23 protein-coding genes are annotated in these 25,382 nt (G+C 60.6%); 11 read left to right on the forward strand and 12 right to left on the reverse strand.

Annotated features, from left to right (window positions below):
* Positions 1 to 79 precede the first annotated feature (79 nt).
* Positions 80 to 391 carry a DUF6124 family protein gene (locus ACA054_RS17935; RefSeq protein WP_497685443.1) on the forward strand — a complete coding sequence of 104 codons (312 nt, stop codon included), beginning with the start codon at positions 80 to 82 and terminating at the stop codon, positions 389 to 391.
* An 81-nt stretch (positions 392 to 472) separates the two neighbouring features.
* Here ACA054_RS17935 and ACA054_RS17940 read toward each other — a convergent pair whose 3' ends face one another.
* Entirely contained in the window at positions 473 to 1,162 is a 690-nt protein-coding gene (locus tag ACA054_RS17940) for a GntR family transcriptional regulator (RefSeq protein ID WP_497635299.1), read from the reverse strand.
* Positions 1,163 to 1,302: 140 nt separating this feature from the next.
* Between ACA054_RS17940 and ACA054_RS17945 the strand changes: the two genes are divergently transcribed.
* The 7 genes from ACA054_RS17945 (at position 1,303) to ACA054_RS17975 (ending at position 8,676) form a co-directional block, all read left to right on the forward strand.
* Positions 1,303 to 2,388, forward strand: a complete 1,086-nt coding sequence (locus ACA054_RS17945; RefSeq protein WP_497685444.1) for an ABC transporter ATP-binding protein — start codon at positions 1,303 to 1,305, stop codon at positions 2,386 to 2,388.
* Position 2,389: 1 nt separating this feature from the next.
* The gene (locus tag ACA054_RS17950; protein ID WP_497685445.1) at positions 2,390 to 3,307 is read left to right on the forward strand and encodes an ABC transporter permease; all 918 of its coding nucleotides are present in this window, start codon (positions 2,390 to 2,392) and stop codon (positions 3,305 to 3,307) included.
* Positions 3,304 to 4,092: an ABC transporter permease gene (locus ACA054_RS17955; protein WP_020795454.1), complete on the forward strand. Its 789-nt coding sequence runs from the start codon at positions 3,304 to 3,306 to the stop codon at positions 4,090 to 4,092. The genes ACA054_RS17950 and ACA054_RS17955 overlap by 4 nt, the downstream gene beginning before the upstream one ends.
* 17 nt (positions 4,093 to 4,109) lie before the next feature.
* A complete protein-coding gene (locus ACA054_RS17960; protein ID WP_497685446.1) occupies positions 4,110 to 5,171 on the forward strand; it encodes an extracellular solute-binding protein in 1,062 nt (353 codons plus the stop codon).
* Between the two features lie 149 nt (positions 5,172 to 5,320).
* Positions 5,321 to 6,517 (forward strand): amidohydrolase family protein, encoded by a 1,197-nt coding sequence (locus tag ACA054_RS17965; RefSeq protein WP_497685447.1) that lies wholly within the window; start codon positions 5,321 to 5,323, stop codon positions 6,515 to 6,517.
* Positions 6,514 to 8,001, forward strand: coding sequence for an amidohydrolase family protein (locus ACA054_RS17970; protein ID WP_497685448.1), 1,488 nt, complete (start codon positions 6,514 to 6,516; stop codon positions 7,999 to 8,001). The genes ACA054_RS17965 and ACA054_RS17970 overlap by 4 nt, the downstream gene beginning before the upstream one ends.
* A gap of 12 nt (positions 8,002 to 8,013) precedes the next feature.
* Positions 8,014 to 8,676 (forward strand): flavin reductase family protein, encoded by a 663-nt coding sequence (locus ACA054_RS17975; protein WP_497685449.1) that lies wholly within the window; start codon positions 8,014 to 8,016, stop codon positions 8,674 to 8,676.
* 139 nt (positions 8,677 to 8,815) lie between these two features.
* Here the strand turns inward: ACA054_RS17975 and ACA054_RS17980 are convergent, their stop codons facing one another.
* The 5 genes from ACA054_RS17980 to ACA054_RS18000 form a co-directional block, all read right to left on the reverse strand.
* The gene (locus ACA054_RS17980; protein WP_497685450.1) at positions 8,816 to 11,914 is read right to left on the reverse strand and encodes an error-prone DNA polymerase; all 3,099 of its coding nucleotides are present in this window, start codon (positions 11,912 to 11,914) and stop codon (positions 8,816 to 8,818) included.
* Complete coding sequence (locus tag ACA054_RS17985; protein ID WP_497685451.1) at positions 11,890 to 13,305, reverse strand: Y-family DNA polymerase; 1,416 nt, start codon at positions 13,303 to 13,305, stop codon at positions 11,890 to 11,892. Before ACA054_RS17985 ends, ACA054_RS17980 begins: the two co-directional genes overlap by 25 nt.
* Before the next feature lie 7 nt (positions 13,306 to 13,312).
* Positions 13,313 to 13,930, reverse strand: coding sequence for a translesion DNA synthesis-associated protein ImuA (gene imuA / locus ACA054_RS17990; protein ID WP_497685452.1), 618 nt, complete (start codon positions 13,928 to 13,930; stop codon positions 13,313 to 13,315).
* The gene (gene lexA / locus ACA054_RS17995; protein WP_497685453.1) at positions 13,930 to 14,547 is read right to left on the reverse strand and encodes a transcriptional repressor LexA; all 618 of its coding nucleotides are present in this window, start codon (positions 14,545 to 14,547) and stop codon (positions 13,930 to 13,932) included. Before lexA ends, imuA begins: the two co-directional genes overlap by 1 nt.
* Positions 14,548 to 14,732: 185 nt before the next feature.
* On the reverse strand, positions 14,733 to 15,647 hold the full coding sequence (locus ACA054_RS18000; protein WP_497685454.1) for a LysR family transcriptional regulator: 915 nt from the start codon (positions 15,645 to 15,647) through the stop codon (positions 14,733 to 14,735).
* A 103-nt stretch (positions 15,648 to 15,750) separates the two neighbouring features.
* On the opposite strand from ACA054_RS18000, the gene ACA054_RS18005 reads away from it, so the two are divergent.
* The 3 genes from ACA054_RS18005 (at position 15,751) to ACA054_RS18015 (ending at position 20,376) form a co-directional block, all read left to right on the forward strand.
* Complete coding sequence (locus ACA054_RS18005; RefSeq protein ID WP_497685455.1) at positions 15,751 to 17,493, forward strand: amidohydrolase; 1,743 nt, start codon at positions 15,751 to 15,753, stop codon at positions 17,491 to 17,493.
* A 111-nt stretch (positions 17,494 to 17,604) separates the two neighbouring features.
* Positions 17,605 to 18,342, forward strand: a complete 738-nt coding sequence (locus ACA054_RS18010) for a TorF family putative porin (RefSeq protein ID WP_497685456.1) — start codon at positions 17,605 to 17,607, stop codon at positions 18,340 to 18,342.
* A 1,314-nt stretch (positions 18,343 to 19,656) separates the two neighbouring features.
* Positions 19,657 to 20,376 (forward strand): ATP-binding cassette domain-containing protein, encoded by a 720-nt coding sequence (locus ACA054_RS18015; protein ID WP_497685457.1) that lies wholly within the window; start codon positions 19,657 to 19,659, stop codon positions 20,374 to 20,376.
* Positions 20,377 to 20,471: 95 nt separating this feature from the next.
* Here ACA054_RS18015 and ACA054_RS18020 read toward each other — a convergent pair whose 3' ends face one another.
* The 6 genes from ACA054_RS18020 to ACA054_RS18045 form a co-directional block, all read right to left on the reverse strand.
* Complete coding sequence (locus ACA054_RS18020) at positions 20,472 to 20,747, reverse strand: DUF971 domain-containing protein (RefSeq protein WP_497685458.1); 276 nt, start codon at positions 20,745 to 20,747, stop codon at positions 20,472 to 20,474.
* Complete coding sequence (locus ACA054_RS18025; RefSeq protein WP_497685459.1) at positions 20,744 to 21,706, reverse strand: HEAT repeat domain-containing protein; 963 nt, start codon at positions 21,704 to 21,706, stop codon at positions 20,744 to 20,746. The genes ACA054_RS18020 and ACA054_RS18025 overlap by 4 nt, the downstream gene beginning before the upstream one ends.
* On the reverse strand, positions 21,703 to 22,551 hold the full coding sequence (locus ACA054_RS18030; RefSeq protein WP_497685460.1) for an ABC transporter ATP-binding protein: 849 nt from the start codon (positions 22,549 to 22,551) through the stop codon (positions 21,703 to 21,705). Before ACA054_RS18030 ends, ACA054_RS18025 begins: the two co-directional genes overlap by 4 nt.
* Entirely contained in the window at positions 22,551 to 23,333 is a 783-nt protein-coding gene (locus ACA054_RS18035; protein ID WP_497685461.1) for an ABC transporter permease, read from the reverse strand. The genes ACA054_RS18030 and ACA054_RS18035 overlap by 1 nt, the downstream gene beginning before the upstream one ends.
* A gap of 138 nt (positions 23,334 to 23,471) precedes the next feature.
* Positions 23,472 to 24,878, reverse strand: coding sequence for an ABC transporter substrate-binding protein (locus ACA054_RS18040; RefSeq protein WP_497685462.1), 1,407 nt, complete (start codon positions 24,876 to 24,878; stop codon positions 23,472 to 23,474).
* Positions 24,879 to 25,113: 235 nt separating this feature from the next.
* A complete protein-coding gene (locus tag ACA054_RS18045) occupies positions 25,114 to 25,359 on the reverse strand; it encodes a 4Fe-4S dicluster domain-containing protein (RefSeq protein WP_008060065.1) in 246 nt (81 codons plus the stop codon).
* Between the last annotated feature and the right edge of the window lie 23 nt (positions 25,360 to 25,382).

Here is a 25,382-nt window from a genome sequence, read left to right on the forward strand (position 1 = left end):
GGTCTACTAACTTGCGCACAGCTGCCACCCTTTTGTTTAGTAGCGGGACAGGTTGCAGCTCTAACGAGAGGTACCTTCCATGTCTAAACCAACATCAAATTCGCCCGAAACCGATCCGGCAACTCCTTCAGACCGCATCCCCTCTGCCGCCGACATCCAAGCGACCCCGCGCAAACTCTGCACCATGTTCATCGTCAACCCGGAACTTGATAGCGAAACGTTACTGGCGCATGCCTGTGAGTCGCTAGCTTCGGCCAATGTCATGACCCTGGATCTGGCGGATCGTACGCAGGGGAGCAATCGCAATACGCTGCTGGGTATTGCCCAGGTCATCATGCTGGGTGAGTTGGCGGTGAATAGGGTGCTGGATCGGATTGATCCGCCTGAATAGAGCAACGAGGCTGGGATCTTTTGATCTTGAAAAATCAAAGTCAAAAGATCGCAGCCTTCGGCAGCTCCTACAGGGGGAGCATTAGACCTCGATCAGGTGCTTGAGCGGGTGATAGCCGGTTTTCAGAGTCGCCGCCACATCCAGAATCGCCTTCTCGATACCGTTCAAATGGATGCAAGTCAGCTCGATCGCCGCGCTCTGGTTACCTGCCTCGATGTACTCGATCAAACGCAGGTGTTCGTCGTCGCGGCAGGCTTCGTGACTGTCGTCATCCAGCGCGGCGGCGTACAGCGAGGCTCGGGAGATCAGCTTCTGGAACCAGTCGAGCAACACCGGATTGTTCAGGCTGCGGGCCAGCTTGATATGGAACTCGCCGAGCAGGTGGATCAAGCGTTCGTGGTCACCACTGCGATGCGCCTCATCCTCAAGCAGCAAGTGATCGCGTAAATCCCGGGTCACCGCCGTATCGCGCCGGCGACACAGTTCGCTGACGATGCCGATCTCGACCAGGCGCCGGGTTTCGAACAACGAACGGATCTCTTCATCGCTCGGCAGCGACACCGACGCACCTTTATTGGGCTCGGTGGTGACCAGTCCATCGGCCTCTAATTGCTTGAGCGCGGCACGAACCGACGTGCGGCTGACATTGAAAAGTTCGGCCAGCGAAGCCTCGCCCAGCTTCATGCCGGGACGCAGCGAGCGTTTGCTGATCGCCTCGTAAACCCCTTGGTAGACGCGGTCGACCGTGGTTTCCAGTTTCTTTTCCGCCATTCGATGACTCCTTCAGCGCTACGCAACCCGCCCCAGGCGAATGAACAGCCTTGCAAAAGGGGGTTGCATGAGCAGATTAATCCGGGTATTTCTAAATTGCATCCAGATTTTGCATACAATAATTAGAGGAATGCACCATTATGGGTCATCCAGTTGCAATCGAAGTGCGTAACGTCTCCAAACGGTATTCCGACGATCCAGGGCTGGCTCCAGCCCTCGACAACGTTTCTGTCGACATTGCCGACAACGAGTTCTTCACCCTGCTCGGTCCTTCCGGCTGTGGCAAAACCACCCTGCTGCGCACCATCGCCGGTTTCGAGCATGTCAGCGAGGGCGAGATTCGCCTGGCCGGCGAACCGGTCAACGATCTGCCGCCGTTCAAGCGTCGGGTCAACACGGTGTTCCAGAGCTACGCGCTGTTTCCGCACATGAGTGTCGCGCAGAATATCGCCTTCGGCCTCGAGATGCAGGGTCTTGATCGCAAGCAGATCGCGCAACGGGTCGATGAGATGCTGGCGCTGGTGCAAATGCAACACCTGGCCAAGCGCAAACCGGCGGAGTTGTCCGGTGGCCAGCAGCAACGGGTGGCGCTGGCCCGGGCCCTGGCGCCCAAACCCAAAGTGCTGTTGCTGGATGAACCGCTCTCGGCGCTGGACCTCAAGCTGCGCAAGGAAATGCAGGTCGAACTCAAGCGCGTACAGAAGGAAGCCGGGATCACCTTCATTTTCGTCACCCACGATCAGGAAGAAGCCTTGACCCTGTCCGATCGCATCGCCGTCATGTCCGCCGGCAAGATCCTGCAGATCGGCACCCCGAACGATATCTATGAACACCCGCAGCATCAGTTCGTCGCCCAGTTCATCGGCGACATCAACTTCCTCCCCGGCCACCTCAAGCGCGGCCAGCAAAATGAAAAAATCTTCGTGCCCAACGGCATGCCGGTGGAAATCCCCTGCCCGGCACAAGGCTTCGAGGGCTCGCGGGTGCAACTGGCGTTCCGCCCGGAACGTTCGCAACTGGTCGACCCGGCGCAACCGCACCACCTGCGCGGGGTGATCGAGGCAGTGCTGTATGTCGGCACCGCGACCCTCTACCAGTGCCGCTTGAACAACGACATCAAAGTCATGCTGCGCGAAAACAACGAAGGCCTTAACCGCAATCGCGGGGTCGGTGACCGTGTCGCGGTCAACCTGCCACCCCACGCCTGCCTGTTGATGGAGGCTTGAGATGAGCGTCAGCAGCACTTCCCCCGCCCTCAACCGTGCGCTGCTGCTCAGCCCGGTGGTTCTGACCCTGCTGGCCCTGATCGCCATTCCGCTGGGCATCATGGGCTACATCAGCCTGTTGCCGCGCAACGTCTATGGCGGCGTCGACTGGCAGGCCGACTGGCAATTGCAAAGCTACGTGCAGCTGTTTTTCCAGGAAGGTTTCGATGGCGAACTGGAGCTGAACTGGGTCTACGCCCAGGCGCTGCTCCGCTCGGTGTGCCTGGCCGGTGGCACCACGGTGTTGTGTTTCCTGTTCGGCTTTCCGGTGGCGCTGTGGATGTCGAGCCTGACCCCGCGCCGGCGCAACCTGATGGTGTTGCTGATCACCATCCCGTTCTGGACCAACCTGCTGATCCGCAACTACGCCTGGTTGATCATCCTGCGCGAACAGGGCTGGGTCGCCCAGAGCCTCAACGCACTGTTGCCCCAGGCCGGTGGCATCACCCTGCTCTACAACGACTTCGCGGTCAGCGTCGGGCTGGTCTACAGCTTCCTGCCGTTCATGATCCTGCCGATCTACTCGACCCTGGAAAAACTCGACTGGCGTCTGGTGGAGGCGGCCTATGACCTCGGTGCCAACCGCTGGCACGCGCTGCGGCGGATCATCCTGCCGTTGTCGATGCCGGGGGTGATAGCCGGCTCGCTGCTGGTGTTCGTGCCGAGCCTGGGTGCCTTTATCACTCCGGCGATTCTCGGCGGCGGCAAGACCCTGATGATCGGCAACCTGATCCAGCAACAGTTCGGCACCGCGCGCAACTGGCCCCTAGGCAGCTCATTGTCGTTCCTACTGCTGGGGATTCTGCTGCTGTCTTTGGTGCTGTATGCCCTCTATAGCCGCAGCGCTGCCAAAACTCTTCGTCGGGGAGCCACCGCATGATCGCCCTGCACCTGAAAAAACTACCCATGACCCGGGAAGTCAGCCTGCTGATCCTGGCCTACCTCTACTTGCCGATCTTCGTTTTGATCGCCTACAGCTTCAACGCCAACCGTTCGGCGACGGTGTGGACCGAGTTCTCGTTCGCCTGGTACGGGCGGATCCTGGCCAACCCGTCGATCCAGACCGCCGCACTGAACTCGATCATCGTCGCCGGCATCGCCACGGTCTGCGCCACGGCGATTGCACTGCTCGCGGCATTGGCGACCTACCGGCCGTTCTATGGGCAGAAGATGGTCGAAGGCGGGATCAACCTGCCGTTGATCCTGCCGGAGATCGTCACCGCCGTGGCCACCCTGCTGCTGTTCATGGCGCTGGGAATCAAGCTTGGGTTGCTGACGGTAATCGTCGCGCACATCGGCTTTTGCATTCCTTTCGCTTACCTGCCGATCCGCGCACGGCTCAATGACCTGGACAAGAGCCTGCTGGAAGCGGCGAACGACCTGTACGCCAATCCGTGGCAGGTGTTCCGCCGGGTGACGCTGCCGCTGTTGTGGCCGGCGGTGCTGTCCGGTTCGGTGCTGGCGTTCGTGGTCAGCCTCGACGATTTCATCATGACCTTCTTCGTCGCCGGTCCCGGTTCGACCACCTTGCCGGTGTACATCTTCTCCGCGATCAAGGCCGGCGTGACGCCGGAGATCAACGCGATCTCGACCCTGATGCTGGTGATTTCCATCGTGCTGGTGGTGCTGGCCTTCTGGCTGGGACAGCGCGGCAAACAACAATGAGCCTGGAGTGTTCGTCCATGAAAGTGAAAAGCATGCGTTTCGCCGTTGCCGGTCTGGCCTTGAGTTGCTTCACCGCACTCACTGCGTTCGGCGCCCAGGCCGCCGAGCCCAAGGAACTGTTCTTCTACAACTGGACCGATTACTACCCGGTCGATCTGCTGGCCAAGTTCGAAAAGGAGACCGGGATCAAGGTCACCATGGACGGCTACGACAGCAACGAAACCCTGCTGGCCAAATTGCAGGCCGGTGGCGCGGCGTACGACGTGATCGTGCCGTCGCAATCGATCATGCGCACCTTGATCAACCAGAACCTGCTGTTGGAAATCGACGCCTCGGCCCTGCCCAACTTCCAGCACGTCAAGCCGGCGTTCCGCGACCCGAGCTTCGACCCCGGCCGCAAGTTCTCGGCACCTTACCTGTGGGGCACCACCGGGTTCTCCTATGACAGCGCGCGGGTGCCGGGCGGCAAACTGGACGACTCGTGGAAAGAGTTCTTTGAACCGCGCAAGGAACTGCAAGGACAACTTGCCGCCCTTGACACCTCCAGCAGTGTGATCAACGCCGCCAGCCATTACCTGAATGTCGATGAATGCAGCGAAAACCCGCAGGACGCCAAGCGCATTCTCGAACTGCTGCAAAAACAGAAACCCTTCCTGAAGATGTACAGCTCGGACAACACCGTCGACCGCATGGCCTCCGGTGAAGTGATCATGATGCAGAACTGGAACGGCTCCACTGCTCGGGCCACTTTGCAGAAAAACACCATCAAGTACGTCTACCCGCGCGAAGGCCTGGCCATGTTCCAGGACAATTTCGCCGTGCCGAAAAGCGCACCGCACCCCGGCAACGCGAAGATTTTCATCGACTGGATGATGAAGCCGGAAAACGCCGCCGCCGTGTCCAACGCCATCGCCTACGCCAACGGCATTCAGAGCGACAAGCTGATCGATGCCAAGTGGCGAGTCATGGACGCCATCAACATGCCCGACGAATTCGCCTCGCGCCTGCGCCCGGAGAAGGAATGCAGCAACAAGGCGCGTGAACTGCAGGACCGGATCTGGGCGAAGCTCAAGGGCTGATCCAAAACCGAGTCGCGGCCTTCGCGAGCAGGCTCGCTCCCACAGTGGTTTTGTGTTGATCACAAATATTGGGAACAACTCATAAACCTGTGGGAGCGAGCCTGCTCGCGAAGAGGCCCTCCCACACAACACAGAATTTGAGGTATGCAATGACTCAACCCCGCTGGCTACGAAATGTACGCCCCTACGGTTCAACCGCCGAAGACCTGCTGATCGAAAACGGCCATTTCACTCAACGTCGCCTCGCCTCGACTTCCGAGCTGCTGGCCACCGACATCGACGGCCAAAACCAACTGCTGACCCCTGCCCTGGTGGAAAGCCACGTGCACCTGGACAAAACCCTCTGGGGCCAACCCTGGCGTCCGAACAGCGCCGGTCCCACCCTCAAGGACTACATCGCCAACGAGCGGCGCATCCTGCGTGAAGTCACCGCACCGATTGCGCAACGGGCTGGCGCCCTGCTGGAAAACTGCATCGCCCGGGGCTCCCTGACCCTGCGCTGCCACGTCGATATCGACCCGGAATTCGGCCTGCGCCATGTCGAAGCCATGCAGCAACTGCAGGAAACATACCGCGACCTGATCGACCTGCAACTGGTGGTGTTCCCGCAAACCGGCCTGATCAGCCGCCCCGGTACCGCCGAGCTGATGCGCGATGCCATGGCCCTGGGCGTGGAGAACGTCGGTGGTCTTGATCCGTGCGGCATCGACAACGACCCGATCGCGCAACTCGACTTCGTGTTCAAGCTGGCCAGCGAGTTCGACCGCGGCGTCGACATTCACCTGCATGACAAGGGCGAGCTGGGCCTGTGGCAGATCGCCCTGATCGCCGACTACACCGAGCGCTTCGGGCTTCAAGGCCGGGTGATGATCAGTCATGCCTATTGCCTGGGCATGTTGCCGTGGAGCCAGGTCAAGCCGGTGGCCGAACGGCTGGCAGCGCTGGGAATTTCGCTGATGAGTTCGGCGCCGGCCGATTGCGCGGTGCCGCCGTTCCTCGCCCTGCGCGAGGTCGGGGTGAATGTATGCCTGGGCTCGGACGGCATCCGCGACGCCTGGTCGCCCATGGGCAACGGCGACATGCTGGAACGGGCGATGTTGCTGGCGTTTCGGTTCGATTTGAACAAGGACGAAGAACTGGCGGCGGCGTTTGAAGCGGCAACGGTCAATGGCGCTCGGGCGTTGGGTTGTGAAAGCTATGGCGTGGAACTTGGCCGGCCAGCGGACTTCCTGCTGATGCCAGTGCAGACCCTGGGCGAAGCCGTGGTTTCACGACCGGTGCGGCAGGTCTATCGCGGTGGGCAGTTGATCGCTTCCGGCGGTCGTTTGCTGGAACGCCGTTTGTGAAGCGCATCGGACTTCGGGCCACTTGCGTGGTCGGCTTCGACGGCACGCAGCATGTGCTGTGGCGCAACGGCGAAGTGGTGTTCGAAGGCTCACGGATTGTGTTTGTCGGGCGTGATTATGCCGGGCCGGTGGATCAGTGGATCGATTACGGCAACGCGCTGATCGGCCCAGGTTTCATCGATCTGGATGCCCTGGGCGATCTAGATTCCACGGTGCTGACCCTGGACAACGGCGACGAGAGCGACATGGGTCGGATGTGGTCGGCACAGTATCTGGCGCGCGGTTCAAAGGAAAGTTACAGCCCCGAAGAAGAAGTCTTCAAGTACCGCTACGCCTTCACGCAATTGATCCGCAACGGCATCACCACGGCCATGCCGATCACTTCGATGTACTACCGCGAGTGGGCCGAGACCTATGACGAATTTGCCGCGGTGGCCGACGTGGCGGCCGAGTTGGGGCTGCGCACCTACCTCGGCCCCTGCTACATGAGCGGCATGAGTTATTGGCAGGCTGACGGCACGCTGGCCCATCACTGGGACGAAGCCCGGGGCATGGCCGGGCTCGATGCGGCCGAGCGGTTTTTCCAGGATTTCGAGGGTGCTCATGCAGGGTTGATTCGCGGCGCGCTGTTTCCGGATCGCATCCAGACTTGCACGCCAGCGTTGCTGCAACGCACCGCCGCACTGAGCCGGGAACTCAACGCCCCGATGCGTTTGCATTGCTGCCAAGGGCTCGGCGAAGTGGCGATGGTTGAACAACTTCGCGGTTATTCGCCGCTGGGCTGGCTGGAAGATCTGGGCCTGCTAACCCCGCGCAGCCTGTTGCCCCATGGCATATATACCCGGGGCGATGACGACCTGCAACGGCTGGTGGAAGGCGGCGCCAGTCTGGTGCATTGCCCGGTGGTGTTTGCCCGGGATGGCGAGGCGCTGAATTCGTTTGGTCGCTATCGCGCCAAGGGCATCAACTTCGCTCTGGGCACCGACACCTGGCCGGCGGATTTGCTCGACAACATGCGCCAGGGTTTAAACATCGCGCGCTTGATGGAAGGCGGCAATTCGCTCACCAGCACGCTGGATCTGTACAACGCCGCCACCCTCGGCGGTGCCAAGGCCCTGGGCCGCGACGATCTCGGGCGCCTGGCGCCGGGGGCCAAGGCCGACATCACCGTGTTCAGTCTGCGCGGCCTGCACTTGGGGCCGCTGTTCGACCCGCTGAAAAACCTGGTCCTGGCCGGGCGCGGTGACGATTGCATCGCCAGTTACATCGATGGCCGCTGCGTGATGCAGGACGGTCAGGTTCAGGGTGTCGACTACCCCGCCCTGCAACGCCAGGCCCAACAGCAATTCGAAAAACTGATGCGCAGCCACAGCGACCGGGCCTTCGGCCAACCGGACTGGAAGACCCTGTTCCAACCGGCCATCCCGTTCGCCGACGACTACAGCGCACAGGCGCCGCTCTGCGCCATTGATCCACTCCTTTAGAGAATTCTGCCCATGCAAAGCTTCGACTTCAGCCAACTGAGCCCACGGGACAAGTACAAGATTCTGATCGGCAGCGTGGTGCCACGGCCGATTGCCCTGGTCACCACCGTCGACGCTGAAGGCCGGATCAACGCCGCACCCTTCAGCTTTTTCAATGCGCTGTCGGCCGATCCACCGATCCTTGCGCTGGGCGTGGAGAACTACGGCGACCAGAGTCCCAAGGACACCACGCGCAACATCCAGCTCAACCAGGAGTTCACCGTGAACATCGTCAGCGATGCCCTGGTGGAAGCCATGAACGTCTGCGCCGTACCCTTCGCCCCTGGTTTCGATGAACTGACCGCCGCCGGTCTCACCGCTATCCCCGGCACCACGGTCAAATGCCCGCGAATCGGCGAGGCTCCGGTGGCACTGGAATGCCGGCGGATGATGGCGCTGTCCATCGGCCAGTCGCGGGAGATCATCTTTGGCGAAGTGTTGATGGCCCATGTGCGCGATGAGCTGATCGACCCGAAGACTTTGTACATCGATCAACTGGGGCTTGATGCGATTGGGCGGATGGGCGGGCATGGGTATGCGCGCACGCGGGATTACTTCGATTTGCCGACACGCTCGTTGCAGGCGTGGACGGATGCGCCGGGGGGTGGGGAACGGTTTTGGCCGCTAGCTAAGTAGTACGCTGCGCACGTGATCGTTCCCACGCTCCGCGTGGGAATGCCGCCAGGGACGCTCCGCGTTCCGCTTCTGTAGGTGACGCGGAGCGTCACGGGATGCATTCCCACGCGGAGCGTGGGAACGATCAGCGTGCGGGGGGTCAGCGGAAATCGTGGCTACGCACGCTGATGCCATCCAGTAGCGGACTCAAATCACTCAACCGCCCGGCAATCAGGTGCCGCACCTCCCCCTCCTTCTCCCAACGCCCATCGACCTTGAGCAACTGCGAGCCCACAAGCACCTGGCGCTGGCGCTCCGCCAGGTCGCGCCAGACCACCACGTTGACGTTGCCGAACTCGTCTTCCAGGGTGACGAAGGTCACGCCGCTGGCGGTGCTCGGGCGTTGTCGCCCGGTTACCAGCCCGGCGACGCTGACCGGTCGCCCATGCTCCACCTCCAGCAACTCCTTCGAACTGCGGCAGCGCCGGGCTTTCAACTCACCGCGCAACAATGCCAGCGGATGCGGCCCAAGGGTGGTGCCGAGACTGTTGTAATCGGCCAGCAGATCCTCACCGACCGTAGGTTTGGGCAGCGCCACCGCGCTCTCCTCCTGACGAGGCAGGCCGGCAAACAGGCCAAGCTGCTTTTGCACCCCCGCCACTTCCCAGCGTGCTCGGTGCCGGTCACCGGCCATCCCACGCAATGCACCGGCATCGGCCAGTTGTTCCTGGGCGCGAGCATCCAGGCATGCCCGTTCGCCAAGGTCGGCGATGTCGGCAAACGCGCCTTTCAAACGCGCCGCCTCGATGCGCCGGGCATCGTCCTCGCGAAAACCCTTGATCATGCGCAAACCCATGCGAATCGCCGGTTGCGCACCGGCAATCGGTTCGAGGCTGCAATCCCAGTCGCTGGCCCGCACGTCTACCGGGCGAATCTGCAAATGGTGACGGCGCGCGTCCTGCAGAATCTGGTCCGGGCTGTAGAAACCCATGGGCCAACTGTTGATCAGGGCACAGGCGAAGGCCGCCGGTTCGTGGCATTTCAACCAGCAACTGGCGTAGGTCAGCAAGGCAAAACTGGCGGCATGGGATTCGGGAAACCCGTAGCTGCCAAAGCCTTTGATCTGCTCGAAAATCTGCGCGGCGAAATCCGCACTGTAGCCTTTATTCTTCATCCCGGCGGCCAGACGATCCTTATGGGGCTCCAGTCCACCATGGCGTTTCCAGGCAGCCATTGAGCGGCGCAACTGATCGGCCTCGCCGGGGCTGTAATCGGCGGCGACGATGGCGATCTGCATCACTTGCTCCTGGAACAGCGGCACGCCGAGGGTACGTTTCAACACCTCGCGCAACTCTTCGGAGGGATAGCTTTCGAGTTCTTCCTTGTTTCGCCGACGCAGGTACGGGTGCACCATGCCGCCCTGGATCGGCCCGGGACGAACGATGGCCACCTCGATCACCAGGTCATAGAACTCGCGCGGCTTGAGCCTGGGCAGCATCGACATTTGTGCCCGGGACTCGATCTGGAACACGCCAATGGTGTCGGCGCGGCCAATCATGTCGTAGGTCAGCGAGTCTTCGGAGGGAATCGTCGCCAGACTCAAGTCCAGGTTGCGATGCCGCCGCAGCAAATCGAGACAACGACGAATTGCGCTGAGCATGCCTAATGCAAGGATATCGACCTTGAGCAGGCCGACCGCGTCCAGATCGTCCTTGTCCCACTGGATGATGGTGCGCTCGGTCATGGCAGCGTTTTCCACCGGCACCAGAGTGTCCAGGGGATGCTCGGAAATTACGAAACCGCCGGGATGCTGGGACAAGTGCCGGGGGAAGCCGATCAGTTGTTGCGTCAAACTCAACACCCGGCGCAGCACCGGGCTCTCGGGGTCGAAACCGCCTTCACGCAAGCGCTCCACGGGCGGTGTTTCATCACTCCAGTGACCACAGCAATCGGCCAGGGCATTGATCTGGTCCGGCGGCAACCCCAACGCCTTGGCCACATCGCGCACAGCGCCTGCCGCATGGTAGGTGCTGACCACGGCGGTCAACGCCGCGCGGGTCCGGCCATAACGCTGGAACACGTACTGCAAGACTTCTTCGCGGCGTTCGTGCTCGAAGTCCACATCAATGTCCGGCGGTTCGTCGCGCTCCTTGGAAAGAAAGCGCTCGAACAACATGTTCATCCGGTCGGGGTCGATCTCGGTGATGCCCAAGGCGAAACACACCGCCGAGTTCGCCGCCGAGCCACGGCCCTGACAGAGAATTTTCTCGCGCCGGGCGAAGGCGACGATGTCCTGGACGGTGAGGAAATAACTCTCATAGCCCAGCTCGGCGATCAGCCCCAGTTCCTTGTCGATCAGCCCGCGCACCTTCTCGCTCGCACCCTGGGGCCATCGCTCGCGAATGCCACGCTCGGTCAATTCCCTCAGCCAGGACGCTGCGCTGTGTCCATCGGGCACCAGCTCCCGCGGATACTGATAACGCAACTGACCAAGATCAAAGGTGCAGCGCCGGGCAATGTTCAGGGTTTCGTCGAGCAAGGCTGGGGGATAGAGCTCGCGCAACACATCGAGGCTGCGCAGGTGCCGTTCGCCGTTGGGGTGCAGGCGCAGCCCGGCATCGGCCACCGGCAGGTGATGACGGATCGCGGTCATGGTGTCCTGCAAGGCGCGGCGACCACGAGCGTGCATGTGCACATCGCCGCTGGCCACGGCCGGTATGTGCAGTTCCCTGGCCAGGGTCAGCAGATCATGCAGGCGCCGGGTATCGTCCTGAGCGCGATGCAGCTGGACCGCCAGCCACAGGCGTTCGGCGAAGACCTGCTTTAACCAATGACCCTGTTCAACGTCATTGACCAAGTCCGGCACCCACAGCGCCAACAGCCCTGGCAACGGTTCGCCGAAGTCTTCGCGCAGCACTTGATACTGACCTTTCTGCGTACGGCGTCGGGCTCGGGTGATCAGTCGGCACAGCGTCTGGTAACCCTCGAGGTTTTCCACCAGCAACACCAGTTTCGGGCCATTCTCGATGCGCACTTCACTGCCGATGATCAATGGCAGCTCCACGGACTTCGCCGCTTGCCAGGCGCGGACGATACCGGCCAGGGTGCACTCATCGGTGATCGCCAGGGCCTGATAGCCCTGTTTTTTCGCCCGTTGAAACAACTCAAGGGCACTTGAAGCACCGCGCTGGAAACTGAAGTTCGACAGGCAGTGCAGCTCGGCATAACCGGCGTTCATGCGAACCAGCCCTGCAGCCACAACGGACCACCCTCGCCCACCGCGCGGTAGGCCCAACCCTGCTGGCCGGCACGGGTTTCGATCAGGTAGTAATCGCGACGCACGTCGTCGCCATCCCACCAACCGGACTCGATGCGCTCCGGTCCCATGAGAATGCGCGTCGAGTCTTCGTGCACCGCCAGCGGTTCAGTCAGCAGCCACCCCGGTCGCTGCACGGTCGGGAAGCTCGCACAGGGCTGGTTGTCGGCACTGGCCTGCCACGCGCACTCGGGTCGGTGATCGGCCTGAAAGCGCAGGCCGTGCACCGCGTCATCCCCCAGCCGTGCGCGCAGGCGCTCGCGCAGTTGCTCCCAGGGCAAGGTCTGCTGCGGGCGATCGTCGAACAGCTCCTGAAACTGCGGAACGAAGCTCGGCAAGTCTTCGGCGCGCAGGCGAAAACCGCGCACCGGGGCCTCGACCTGGACTTGCTCCAGGCGCCCCCGGGCCAGTTCGAACAGCATCGCCGGGTCACGCTCGGCGCTGAGCAGGCCGACCTTGATAACCGTGTCCGGCAATCCGGCATGCTCCAGGTGCAGGTCGAAACGCTGCACACCGCTGTCCCGACCGCACAGGAACGCCGACAGATCCCCCGTCAATCGGCGCAACGGAAACAGCAAGGCCTGATGGGATTGCACATCGAAATTGAGCTCGATGCGTACATCAAAACGGTCGGGCGGCAGGTAGAACGCTAGCGCCAGACGTCGTGTACCCAGCAAGGCATCCAGGTGCTTGAGCACCTGGGCTTCGAAACGCCGGGCCAGGCTATTGCGGGGCAGCGCCTGCACCTGAGTCAAGGTGCGCAGGCCCATGCGCGACAACGCGGTGGCGACGCTGGCCTCCAGCCCGATGCGGTCAATGGGCAATTGCCCCAGGTGATGCTGCAAGGCTTGCTCGTCGGGCACCACCAGGCCGTCATAGGCGTTGGCCAGCATCCGCGCTGCCACCGGATTGGGCGCAGCGACGATGCGGTGACGAAAGCCCAGTTCACCGAGTTCGCTGCGCAGTCGCGCCTCGAATTGCGGCCAGGCGCCGAACAACCCCAGGCTGGACTCGATTTCGAACACCAGCGCCCGTGGGTAATGCACGCTGACCTGGGAACTGAAGCGATACGCCCACGCGGCCAGGAATTGCTGCCAGTGTTCGATGTCGGCGGCGTCGTACTCGGCGGTGGCAAAGCCCTTGCTCAAGGCCTGGGCGGCGCTCATGGACTGGCCGGGACGCAGACCCAGCGCCCGCGCCGGGCCATTGACCGCCTGCAACACCCGACGCTGGGCCGGCCCGGTCAACAGCGCAAGAGGCTCTTCGGGGTCGGCGCGCTGACGCAGTACCGCGTCCAGCGCCAATTGCGGGAACAGAATACAGACCCAGCGCATGGCAACCTCAATGCCCCACGGCGAAGGCAATCGGTGCCGAACGAGCCAAGCCGCCGCGGCACTTGAGTATCCGCAGTTGCGCAGGCTTGGCATCGATGGCGATACGCAGGGCCGCCGGCGACGGGTTGATCGCTTCACTGAGCGAGCGATAGGCGAACGCCAGGGTCGAGCCGGTTTCCGCGGCCACCTGCAAGCGGCGCAAGGCGCGGTCATCGGCCTTGTGCGGCCAGCACAACACCGCGCCGCAACTGCCCGAACGCAGGCATTGTTCCGCCGCCCACAACGCATCGCGCTCGCTGGCCTGGATGATCGACAACTGACGCAGATCGACCCCGGCGCTCTGCCAGGCTTGGGGGTATGGCACGTAGGGCGGCGCCACCAGCACGATGCGCTCGCCCGCCGCCGCCAGCCGCGCCAGCGCCGGCCACACCAGTTGCAGCTCGCCCACGCCCTGCCCGGCCAGGAGGATTTCCGTCAGTGCCGCCTCCGGCCAGCCGCCCGTGGGCAGCGCCGCATCCAGCACGGCATGCCCGGTGGGTTGCGGGCTGACGGCCGGCGGCGCAGGCCGGCCCTTCCAGACCTGGCCGCCATTGAACAGCGTATCCAGCGCAACGACGGCACCCATCAGCCTTGCCTCACCAGACCGCAGAACACCCCTTCGATGGCCAGGTCCCGGTCGGCTTCGACGATGATCGGCTGATAGGCCGGGTTGCGCGGCAACAGGCGAACCCGGTCGCCGACCCGCTCGAAACGCTTGATGGTGACTTCGCCGTCGAGCCGCGCCACGACGATCTGGCCATTGACGGCCTCGGGGCTGCGGTGCACGCCCACCAGGTCGCCGTCGAGAATCCCGTCCTCGATCATCGAGTCGCCGCGAACCCGCAGCATGTAGTCCGGTACCCGCGAGAACATCGACGGATCGAGCAGCAAGCGGCTATGGACCTCGGCATCGGCACCGATCGGCGCACCGGCCGCCACCCGGCCAAGCACCGGGATGTCCAGAAGCTCGGGACGCGGCGGCTGCCCGAGCAAGCGAATGCCCCGGGCCTGATGCGCGTTGACCTCGATAAACCCGGCTTCGGTCAGTGCCAGCACATGCTTGCGCGCCACGCTGCGGGAGGCGAAACCGAACGCCTCGCTGATCTCAGCGAGGCTCGGAGACTGACCGTGCTCGGCGATGCGCTCGCGGATAAAGGTCAGGATGGCGGTACGGCGGGGAGTCAGAGTCGTCATGGAGTACATTTGTACTCTTTCCGTATTTTCCTGGCAAGCACTTGCAGGAACCGCCTGTCGACGCGTTATCGTTAACGTCCATCGCGAGCAAGCTTTGCTCCTACAAGAGGACGGTGGTGTTTACAAAATTCAGGCACGCCACCAATCCGTTGTAGGAGCAAAGCTTGCTCGCGATGGCGGCGTGTCAGCCGACATCAGTGTTGGGTATCAGCCAGATACGCCGCGATGTAATCGATGAACGCCAGCACCTTGGCCGTGGCCCGCCGATGGCTCGGGTACACCGCCAGGATGTGTGGGCCAAAACTGTCCGGGTCGATGTCATAGTCGGCCATCACCCGCACCAATCGCCCATCGGCGATGTACGGCGCCGCGCTCCACAACGGCGTATGCAACAAACCACGCCCGGCCAAGGCATTGGCCAGCAACAAATCGTAGTTGTCGCTGCGCAACCGTGGCGACTGATGCTGCGGCAGGCTCAAGCGCTGGCCGTCGCGCTCGACCCACCAGAATTCACGGCTGAGCAACGGATGGCGATACAGCAACCATTCGTGATCATCGACGGTTTGCGGGGTGACCGGCAGCCCTTTGCGCGCGAGGTATTCAGGGCTGGCGCACAGCGCCAGGCGATTGCTGCCGACCACACGAGCGATCAACCCCGGCAAGTCGTCATGGCCTTCTCGCAAAGCCAGGTCGTAGCCGCTTTCCAGCAGATTGACGAAGTCATCGCACAGGTCCACTTGCAGGTTGATCTGCGGGTATTGCTCAAGAAAACCGCCACACACCTGATCGAGAAATGCCTGCCCATAGGCCAGCGGCGCGGTGATCTTCAAACTGCCGCGCAGGCCATGCTGCAACTGCTCGATTTCCTCGCCGGCCTCGTCCAGTCGCTGCAACACCTGACGCGCGGTTTCCAGGTAGAGCCGCCCCGATTCCGTCAGCGAAATCCGCCGGGTGCTGCGCTCGAACAAGCGCGCACCCAGTTCTGCCTCAAGGTGATTGACCGCTTTGGTCAGGGCCGACGGGGTCTTGCCCAATTGCTCGGAGGCGCGACTGAAACTGCCCAGTTGCGCCGTGACCACGAACATTTTCAGTGCACCCAGCTTGTCCATTCTTTTTCCATTCAGGCAAAAACGTTTTTCGTGAGCGAGGCGTTCTGCCGAAGGCGGCAAGCCACTAATCTGGCCATCAGACGCAATAACAAGGAAACATTCAATGAAAAGATTCATCCCGAATCTCTTGATGCTGGCAGTCAGTTTTGCCTCGTTGGAAGCCATGGCGGCGACTGATCTGGTGCTGTTCAACGGCAAGATCTTCACCGCCGACCGCAACCAGCCCAAGGTTCAGGCGTTGGCGGTACAGGACGGCAAAGTGTTGCAAGTCGGTAGCGATGCGCAGATCAAACCCCTGATTGAGTCAGGAACCCAAGTCATCGACTTGGGCGGCAAGACCTTGATGCCCGGTTTGATCGATAGCCATTCCCACGCCATTTTCGGCGGCCTGGAAATGAGCTCGGCCAACATGGAAGATGAAGTGGTCGACCTCGACGAGCTGGAAAAACGCCTGCTTGCCTGGCGTGAAGACGGCAAGGCCAGGCACGGCGATGTCCTGAGCGTGGCCGGCATGAGCTCGACTTACTGGGCACAGGCCGAAGCCCTGGGCAAAAAATTCAACAGCGGCGAATGGGCCGACGTGCCCGTGGTGTTCACCGGCAGCGACCATCACACGGCCTGGGCCAACAACGTGATGCTCAAACGCGCAGGCATTGATGCAGCGCTGCTGAAAAAACTGCCGGACGCCGAGAAAGACACCATCGGCAAACTCGCCGATGGCAGTCCCAATGGATTTCTGGTGGACGCCGGTTGGGACCGGGTCGCCTCGAAAATGCCGGTGCCGAGTGCCGCCGACATGCTGAAAGCGGCGCAAACCGCCGTGAGTTACAACAATAGCCTCGGCATCACGGCGTGGATGGACCCCGCCGCCAACGCGGCTCCCGGCGAGCCGGTTTTTGCAATGAAGCCCACGGAGAAAACCGTCGGTGTGTTGCCGGTGTACAAGGCGTTGGCCGAGAGCGGCGGCATGAGCGCCCACGTCGCCGCGCTGCTGGTGGCCAATTCGAAAAGCGTGCCGGCCGATCTCGATACACTGGACAAGGTCCGCCAGCAATTCCAGGGCATCCCCAACCTGACGCTGCCCGGCATCAAGATCTTCGCCGACGGCGTCATCGAGTACCCGGCGCAAAGCGCAGCGATGATCGACCCTTACACCAACTCGCACAAACCGGGCGAATTGTTGATCGATCCGAAACGCTTCGGTGAGCTGGTCAGCGCCATCGACCAGCGCGGCTGGCTGGTGCACATCCACGCCATCGGCGACCGCGCGGTACGCGAATCGTTGAACGGCATCGCCCAGGCGCGCAGGGACCGGCAGAGCGGCGTGACCCACTCCATCACGCACTTGCAGATCGTCAATCCGAAAGAGTTCGCCCGCTTCAAACCGCTCGACGTCATCGCCTCGATGCAACTGCTCTGGGCCAGCGGCGATGAATACACCCTGGACATGATCAAGCCGTACATCAGCGCCCAGGCGTTCCGTTACCAGTACCCGGCGCACTCGTTGCTCAAACAGGGCGCGACCATCGCCGGGGCCAGTGACTGGGCGGTGTCTTCGCCCAACCCGTGGAACGCCATGGCCCAGGCCATCACCCGGGAGGGTCCGCTTGGGGTGCTCAACGCCGATGAACGCATCGACCGCGAAACCATGTTCTACGCCTACACCCTCAACGCCGCCCGCACCATGGGCCTGGACAAACAGATCGGCTCACTGAGTGCCGGTAAACAGGCCGACTTCATTGTGGTCGACCGCGATGTGTTCAGCGTCGATGAGAAAGCCCTGAACGATACCCAGGTGCTGCAGACCTGGTTCGCCGGCCGTCAGGTCTACGCGCAAACCCTCTAGAAAAAAAACCGCAACGCCTTCCCTGCCCGACCTTGTGTTTCTCGACACGAGGCTCGGCGCAGCCTTGCCTGAAATCTGCCCATAACAATCACAATAGCGGGACGTACCCCCATGAAAGCTTTCACCCTGTTCGCCCTCGGTTCCTTGAGCCTGCTGCCCTTGAGCAGCCAGGCCGTGACCTTGAACGATGATTTCTCGTTATTAATGGATGTGACCCTGGCCAGCGACTACCGCACCCGCGGCATCTCGCAAACCCAGAATGATCCGGCCCTACAAGGCTCCATCACGCTGGCCCACAGCAGCGGCCTGTACCTGGGTGCGTGGAGTTCCAACGTCGATTTTGGCGGTGGCCTGAAAACCCGGCAGGAAGTCGACTACTACGCCGGTTGGCTGTGGCAGGCCACCGATGACGTCAGCCTCGACCTGGGCTATCTCAAATACTCGTATCCGAAAGAGAGCCAGTTCAATCAGAGCGAGGGCTATGGGATTCTCAGCGTCTATGGGGTGAAACTCGCGGCCTATTACTCCGCCGATGCGCCGGGCATCGACAGCAAGCAGAACTCGCTCTACAGCTACGTCGGTTACGAGACCGAATTGCCCTACGATGTGGGCCTGAAATTGCGCTATGGCTTGATGGACTTCAAGGATCTGCACCTGTATTCGAGGTCGGGTGAAGCCGAGGATTCGTACCACGAATGGGAGGTCAAGCTGACCCACGAACTGGCGGGTGTGATGCTGGGCCTGAGCTACATCGACACCGACCTGTCGAAGAGCCAGTGCATCAGCAATTGGGGCTTCGACGATGTGTGCAGCGCGACGGTAGTGGCGAGCGTCAGCAAGTCTTTCTAATCGCCATAGATCCCTGTGGGAGCGAGCTTGCTCGCGATAACGGACTGCCATTCACCATCGATGCTGACTGTGCTGCTGTCATCGCGAGCAAGCTAGCTCCCACATTAGACCTCAGTCGTTTCGGGGGGCGAGTTGTGCCAGGTAGGTCCTGCAGAGTGACTTATTAAAAAACGAGAGCTACCGCCTGTCGCTTTTTTTAAAAAAGAGAAAATCAATAAAATTACCGCCCATCAAAAAATGGAAACCGCACATTTTTTCCTACAGAAATTCTTTACCTACGCCAGCAAAGTTTCTTCCCTTCGCCAAAAACTAAATCTCAGTCTTTAAAAGACTTCCAAAGCCATATCTCTAAGATTCACATTCCCACCACCAGAACGAACAACTTTCACTTCCTAAAATCATGTAAGACCCGTCCTAAAATCGAAAAGAAACTTCCTACGACGCAAAACTCCACCACTTGCACCAAAAACCAAAAGAGACTAAACCTAACAACACCACTTAACTCCAAGCGGCAAATACAACGAATGAAATCAATGAAAAACATGATCCCCTTCCCGCAGAGAAATTGATCATGACCAAAAACATCCTCCCCAGAGTTCTATCCCTAACATCCATATTCATAAAGGAACAACTAAAAGAACCAATTGCCTTCTTTTGGATCATGATATCACCCTGCGCAATGTTCTACTTTTTTGCAGCAACCAGGCAAGACCAAAACTACTTTTCGAATAACTACACATCGATATCAGCATGGTTCTACGCCTACATCTCCTCTAGCGTCGCATTATTTGGATTTGCTTTCTACATCATCGGAAGAAGAGAAAGCGGATTCACCCGGTCATTCATCTACTCACAGGAATCGAAACTGATTTTTCTTTTATCGCATTTTCTTGCATACTCCCTGATATCAATAGCGTATTGCACAACTTTTTACCTGACAACCAAACTCCCATTTGGAGACTATACCCCCTTTGAGCTATTGGACATCGTGCTACGTTTTTACATTTGCTTTATGATGTTTTGCGCTTTCGGCGCAGCATTTTCATTGCTGCCCATCAACTTTCAGAACTCGAATACATTGCTCTCTATTTTTTCGTTCTGCATGCTGATCCTCGGCGTTATGAGCACCAGTATAGCCAACCACATTACCGACAGTTTAAATCTCGCAAACCCTCTAACACTTGCAAGCCACTTAATGGAGCAGGGCCTTGAGTCCAACAAGCTCATCACAGCAACAATAATTATTTTATTTCTAATAACACTGCACAGAACTTTCAAGTACCTAAGAATCAACCCCGTGTGGAGTCGATACTAATGAAAAAATTCAAGGCGCAAGGCATTGATTTTGCCTACCCAAACACCCCCCTTTTGACCCAGGCTTCCCTCGAAGTATCTCAAGGTGAAATTGTCGGCATTCTAGGGCCCAACGGATCAGGCAAAACGTCTTTTTTTGACATTGTCTGCGAACTTAAAAAAGCAAACTCCGGCTTGATAAAAAACGACTTCAGTCACTTCTTATACCTCTCTCAAATCATCAGTACTCCCCCGCCGCTTCGCATGCGTGACGTTTTTAGAATGGTGACCGCATTGTCTTCAAGTGAACCCATGACACAAGATAAAACGCTAAAAAAACTATCTGCATGGAGCCCTGCGATAGTGAGCCGCTACCAAGACATATGGAACAAAAAATCGGCGCTGTGCAGTTACGGAGAGACACGCTGGTTCTTTACCCTCACTCTGCTTTCAATGCCTGCAGAGTTCGTGATTCTCGACGAACCGACCGCGGGTGTAGATCCGGAGTTTCGTCACTATATTTGGCAATGCCTTCACGGCGCGGCAAAGGAAGGCACTGCCATTCTGGTTTCTTCTCACAATGTCGAGGAGGTGATCAACCACTGTCATTACTTCTATATGATCAGCCAGCAACGCTTCAATCGCTTCGCCAATGGAAATGAATTCATGCATCGGTATGGAACAAAAACTGTGGATGATGCGTTTATCCGAGCCGTTACTGAACCTGTATTCGCTGCATAGGCCCCTGTAGGAGCTGCCGCAGGCTGCGATCTTTTGATCTGTTTTTCTTAAAGACAAAGTAAAAAGATCGCAGCCTGCGGCAGCTCCTACAGAGTTCAGGTCAGGCTGGAGAGATAGGCCCATGGATAGATTCCGCGTTCATGCCCATCACTGAATACCAGTTGCAACCCATACCCCTGCGAATTCACCTCGATCAGCCGTACGCGGGCGTCGACCATCGGCGGTGTCCCGCGCAATCGAAACGCCCGGCACTGCGAACACGGGCACTGGCGGCGTAACTCGGCATGATCCAGCCACTGCTCGCGGCCATCCGGCCAGTTCAGTCGCAACTGCTGCCTGCTGGGGGAATTGCCGATGGTCACCGGGTTCATTGCAGTTGGCTCAGGGCAATGCGTACGGCTTTGCGCACTTCCGGGTCGCCATCGTCCTGCGCGGCCAGCAGCGGCGCAATCGCGCCTTTTTCATTCAATTCGCCGAGGGCCAGGGCGGCTTCCTTGCGCAGGTTGCTGATGCGGTGGCCGAGGGTTTCGATCAGGGGGTCGAGCGCCGGGGTGTAGCGCAAACGGCCGAGGCTGCGGGTGGCGCGCAAGCGGACTTGCCAGTAATCGTCGCTCAGGGCTTCGACCAAGGCCGGGCCGGCGTCGATGTGTCCGACTTTGCCCAGGGTAGTGGCGGCTTCTTCGCGCACTTGCCAGGCCTGATCCTGCAATGCCTGGCGTAACGCCGGCAGAACCTGTGCATCAGAGGCCAGGCCCAACGCGCCGGTAGCGGCGCGGCGGACTTCGGTGTCCGGGTCAGTGCTGGCCAGTCGAGCCAGGGCCGGCAAGGCGTCGAGCTGCTTGAGCCAACCCAGCACGCCGACGGCTTCACGACGGACATTGGCGTCCTGATCGCCCAACGCCAACAGCGCCGCCGATACCGCTTCTGGGTAGCGCAACTCGCGCAAGGCCCTGAACGCAGCAATGCGCACGCCGATGTCGGCATGCCTGGTCCACGGCAGAATCACCCTCCCCGCTGCTTCGCTCTTGAGCAAACTGAGGCTTTGCGCGGCGGCAGCTTGCACCGCTGCGGATGAATCGGTCAGCGCCTGGCACAGCGCTTCAACCACGGGCTCATCCTCCCAGGCTTCCAGCAACCGCGCGGCTTCGGCACGGACGTCGGCGGCCGGGTCTTCGGCCAGTCGATTGACCAGCCACAGCAGGCCGTCCGGTTCTTCCAGATCGGCCAGCTCGATCAGCGCGATGCGGCGTACGCCGGCGTCCTCATCGGTCAGGCGTGGTTGCAGGGCGAGAATGTCATCGTTATCGGTTACATCGAATAGTGAGGTCATAGGGCAAATCGCGGCAGTTTGTTTTCTGGGGGAAGTCCGAGAGGGTTCAGGCGGGGCAGCTGCCGACCGTCTTCGTGACGCAGTAATTCGAGGCAGTGACGCTTCAAGCGGGAGAACTCATGGCTGGTCACCAGTTCGGTGGTGCGTGGCCGGGGAAAATCCAGGCGTAGGTCTTCGATGATTCGCCCAGGTCGCGAGCTCATGACCAGCAAGCGGTCAGCGAGGAACAGCGCTTCGTCGATGTCATGGGTGACGAACACCACGGTGGTGCGAATGCGCGTCCAGATTTCCAGCAGCAGTTCCTGCATGTTCAAGCGGGTCAAGGCATCTAGGGCGCCGAACGGCTCGTCCATCAGCAACAGGCGTGGTCGGTTGACCAGCACCCGGGCGATTTCCACCCGCTGCTGCATGCCACCGGAGAGCTGATCCGGCCAGCGTTCGGCAAAGCCTTCGAGGCCCACCAGCGCAATAATTTCATCGGCGGCCCGGTACCGTTCGGCTTTGCCGATGCCGCGCATTTTCAGGCCGAAGGCGACGTTGTCGCGTACCGTGCGCCAGGGAAACAGCGTGTGTTGCTGGAACACCATGCCGCGTTGCGGCGACGGGCCGAACACCGCCGTGCCATCGACCTTGAGGCTGCCAGCGCGCGGTTGCAGGTGACCGGCCAGGGCGCCGAGCAAGGTGGACTTGCCGCAACCGGACGGCCCGAGGATGCACACGAACTGCCCCGGTTCGATCTGGCAATCGAGGCCCTGCACGGCTTCAAAAGCGCCGCGGCCCTCGCCCAGGCTGATCGACAATCCGCAGATATCGATCCGCCCTTCAGGCTGTTGAAAAACACTCATCAGGCTTTTCCTCGTGGTCGATGCCAGGGCGTGAACACGCCGCCCAGGCGTTTGATCAGCAGACTGCTGCCCATCCCGAGTACGCCGATCAGCAACATGCCGACCACGATGTCGGGGTAGTTCTGGATGGTGTAGGACTCCCAGGTGTAATAGCCGATGCCGTATTGGCCGGAGATCATCTCGGCGGTCACCAGGCAAAACCACGACGTGCCCATGCCGATAGCCAGGCCGGTGATGATGCTCGGTGCGGCACCTGGCAGAATCACTTCCAGCAACATCGCCCGTCGCCCTGCCCCGAGGCTTTTCGCCGAGGCGATCAGCCGAGGATCGACGCCTTCGACGCCGTGCACGGTGTTGAGCAGGATCGGGAACAAGGCGCCGGTAAAGGTGATGAAGACCATCGACAGCTCGGACGAGGGAAACATCAGGATCGCCAGGGGAATCCAGGCCACAGCGGGGATCGGGCGCAGCACTTCCAGTGGTGGCAGCAACAGATCTTCGGCCCATTTCGAGCGGCCGATGGCCAGGCCCAGGCTGATGCCGATGACCAGTGCCGCGAGGTAACCGGCGAAGACCCGGCTGAGGCTGCTGCCAAGGTGTTGGCCGAGTTTGCCGGAGTCGCCGAGGCCCAGGGCCGCTTCAATCACGGCAAGCGGTGTCGGGACGTTGGCGAAGGTCACAAGGCCGAGGTTCCAGTGGTGACTGGCGGCGAGTTGCCAGAACAGCAGGCAGAGCAGCAGTGAGGCGGCTCGAGGGATCCAGCGGTTAAATGATCCGTACACAATATTTCCTCTCAACCAAGATCACTGTGGGAGCGAGCCTGCTCGCGAAAGCGGTGGGTCAGTCGACATCGATGGTGGGTGTCAGTACGCATTCGCGAGCAGGCTCGCTCCCACAGGGGGATTGCGGGGCTCTAGGTGTTAGCGCACGGCCACGGCCTGGGTCGTGGCATCGGTGAAGTCGAACACCTTGCCGCCCTGTGCCGTAGCGAATTGCTGGGCCTGGCCCTTGAGCAGAAACGCGCTGAGGTGTCCTTTCGCATCACTGGCAAACCACGCCTGATCAGCCAGCAACTTGATCCCGCTGTCACTGGCTTGGGCATACACCGCGCGGATGTTCTTGCCTTCCTGCTTCAGCGCGGCCAGCGCGGCGAATGCCGCTTGTGCCGAGGCGTACTGACGGACTTTCGGCTCGCCGCGCACCCAGATCTCGGCCACGTGGCTGAAGTCGGTGATGGCTTCGCCACTGGCTGCATCGACGGCTTTGAGCGGCGTCTGCTGGTAATTTGCAAGCTGCGCGCTGTAGTCCAGGTTCGACGCCTTGAACGCGGCGCGAATGTACTGGTCGTCGATGAAGGTATTCAGATCGAGTCCGCGATCAGCCTTCTTCAGCAACTTGAGGGTGTCGATGGCAGTGCCGACGGCCTGGCGGTATTCCGGCTTCCAACTCAGGTCGCGGGTCTGCACGCCCAACGGGCCGTGGAACAGATAGTTGACCTCGGCGTCGACCCCGGTGACTTTGGCGATCAGCTCGCTGTACTTCTCCGGCTCGGCGGCGAGTAGCTGGTTGGCTTCGATACTGGCGCGCAGGTAGGCGACGACGATTTCCGGGTACTTCTTCGCGTAGCCCTGATCGACCAACGCACCATGGAAAGTCGGCGCGCCGGCCTGGGAACCGTCGTAGATCTTGCGCGCGAACCCCCGACTCGGGAACAGCTCGGCGAACGGCACGAAGTCGGCGTGGGCGTCGATCTTGCCGGCCTGCAATGCGGAACCGGCGACTTCCGGCGGTTGGGCAATGATGTTCACGTCCTTGAGCGGGTCCCAACCCTGGGCCGCCACCGCGCGCAGCAACATGCCATGGGCAGTGGACGCGAACGGCACGGAAATGGTCTTGCCCTTGAGCTCGGCCAGCGATTGCACGCCCGATGCGCTCGGCACCACGATGCCGTTGCCACTGCCCTTGGTGCTGCCCGATAGCACGCTGATAAACAGGCTGTGCTTGCCGGCGGTTTCAAACGCCACGCCGTTGAACGAACCGGGGAAATCGGCCATGGCGCCAAAATCAAGTTTGCCGGCGACCATCTCATTGGTCAGCGGTGCGCCACTGGTGAAGTTCTTCCACTCCACTTCGTACTTGGCGTCCTTGTATTGGCCGTCGTGGGGCAGGTATTTGTCCAGCAGGCCCAACTCGCGAATCAACAGGCCGCCGGCGGCGCAGTTGATGGTGGTGTCCTGGGTGCCAATGGCGATGCGGATGGTTTCCGCCTGCGCCGACAAGGTGAATGAAGCCAGTACCAGACCGGCAAATGCTACACGCAATAACATGGTGAATCCCCTCGAATCATTTATAGGATATTCGTCTCCGCCACGATCAGGGCGTGGTGGGAAACGAGGGGTGTTTTTGAAGCAGGCGTCCGGGTGTTGCCGGATGGCTTTTTGAAGCTGGCCTCGATCCATTGTGGGAGCGAGCCTGCTCGCGAAAGCGTCCTGTCAGTCCACAGAGATGCCAGCTGTGCCGGCCTCTTCGCGAGCAGGCTCGCTCCCACATTTGGACTGTCATTCAACGCAACAAATAAGGGATATCCACTTTCACCGCCCCGGTCGGGCAGTCCTTTTCACAGGGCATGCAGTACCAGCACTCATCGAAGGCCATATAGGCCTTTTGCGTGGCCGGGTTGATCGCCAGCAAGTCCATCGGGCACACGTCTACGCACACGGTGCAGCCCTTGTGGGCGATGCAAAGGTCCTCGTCGACCGTGACGGGGGCATTGGAGCGAAAGAATATTTCCTGGGGTTGATAGGCCATGTTCGGTCTCTCTTTTATGGACG

Source organism: Pseudomonas sp. LBUM1653 (assembly GCF_059716115.1).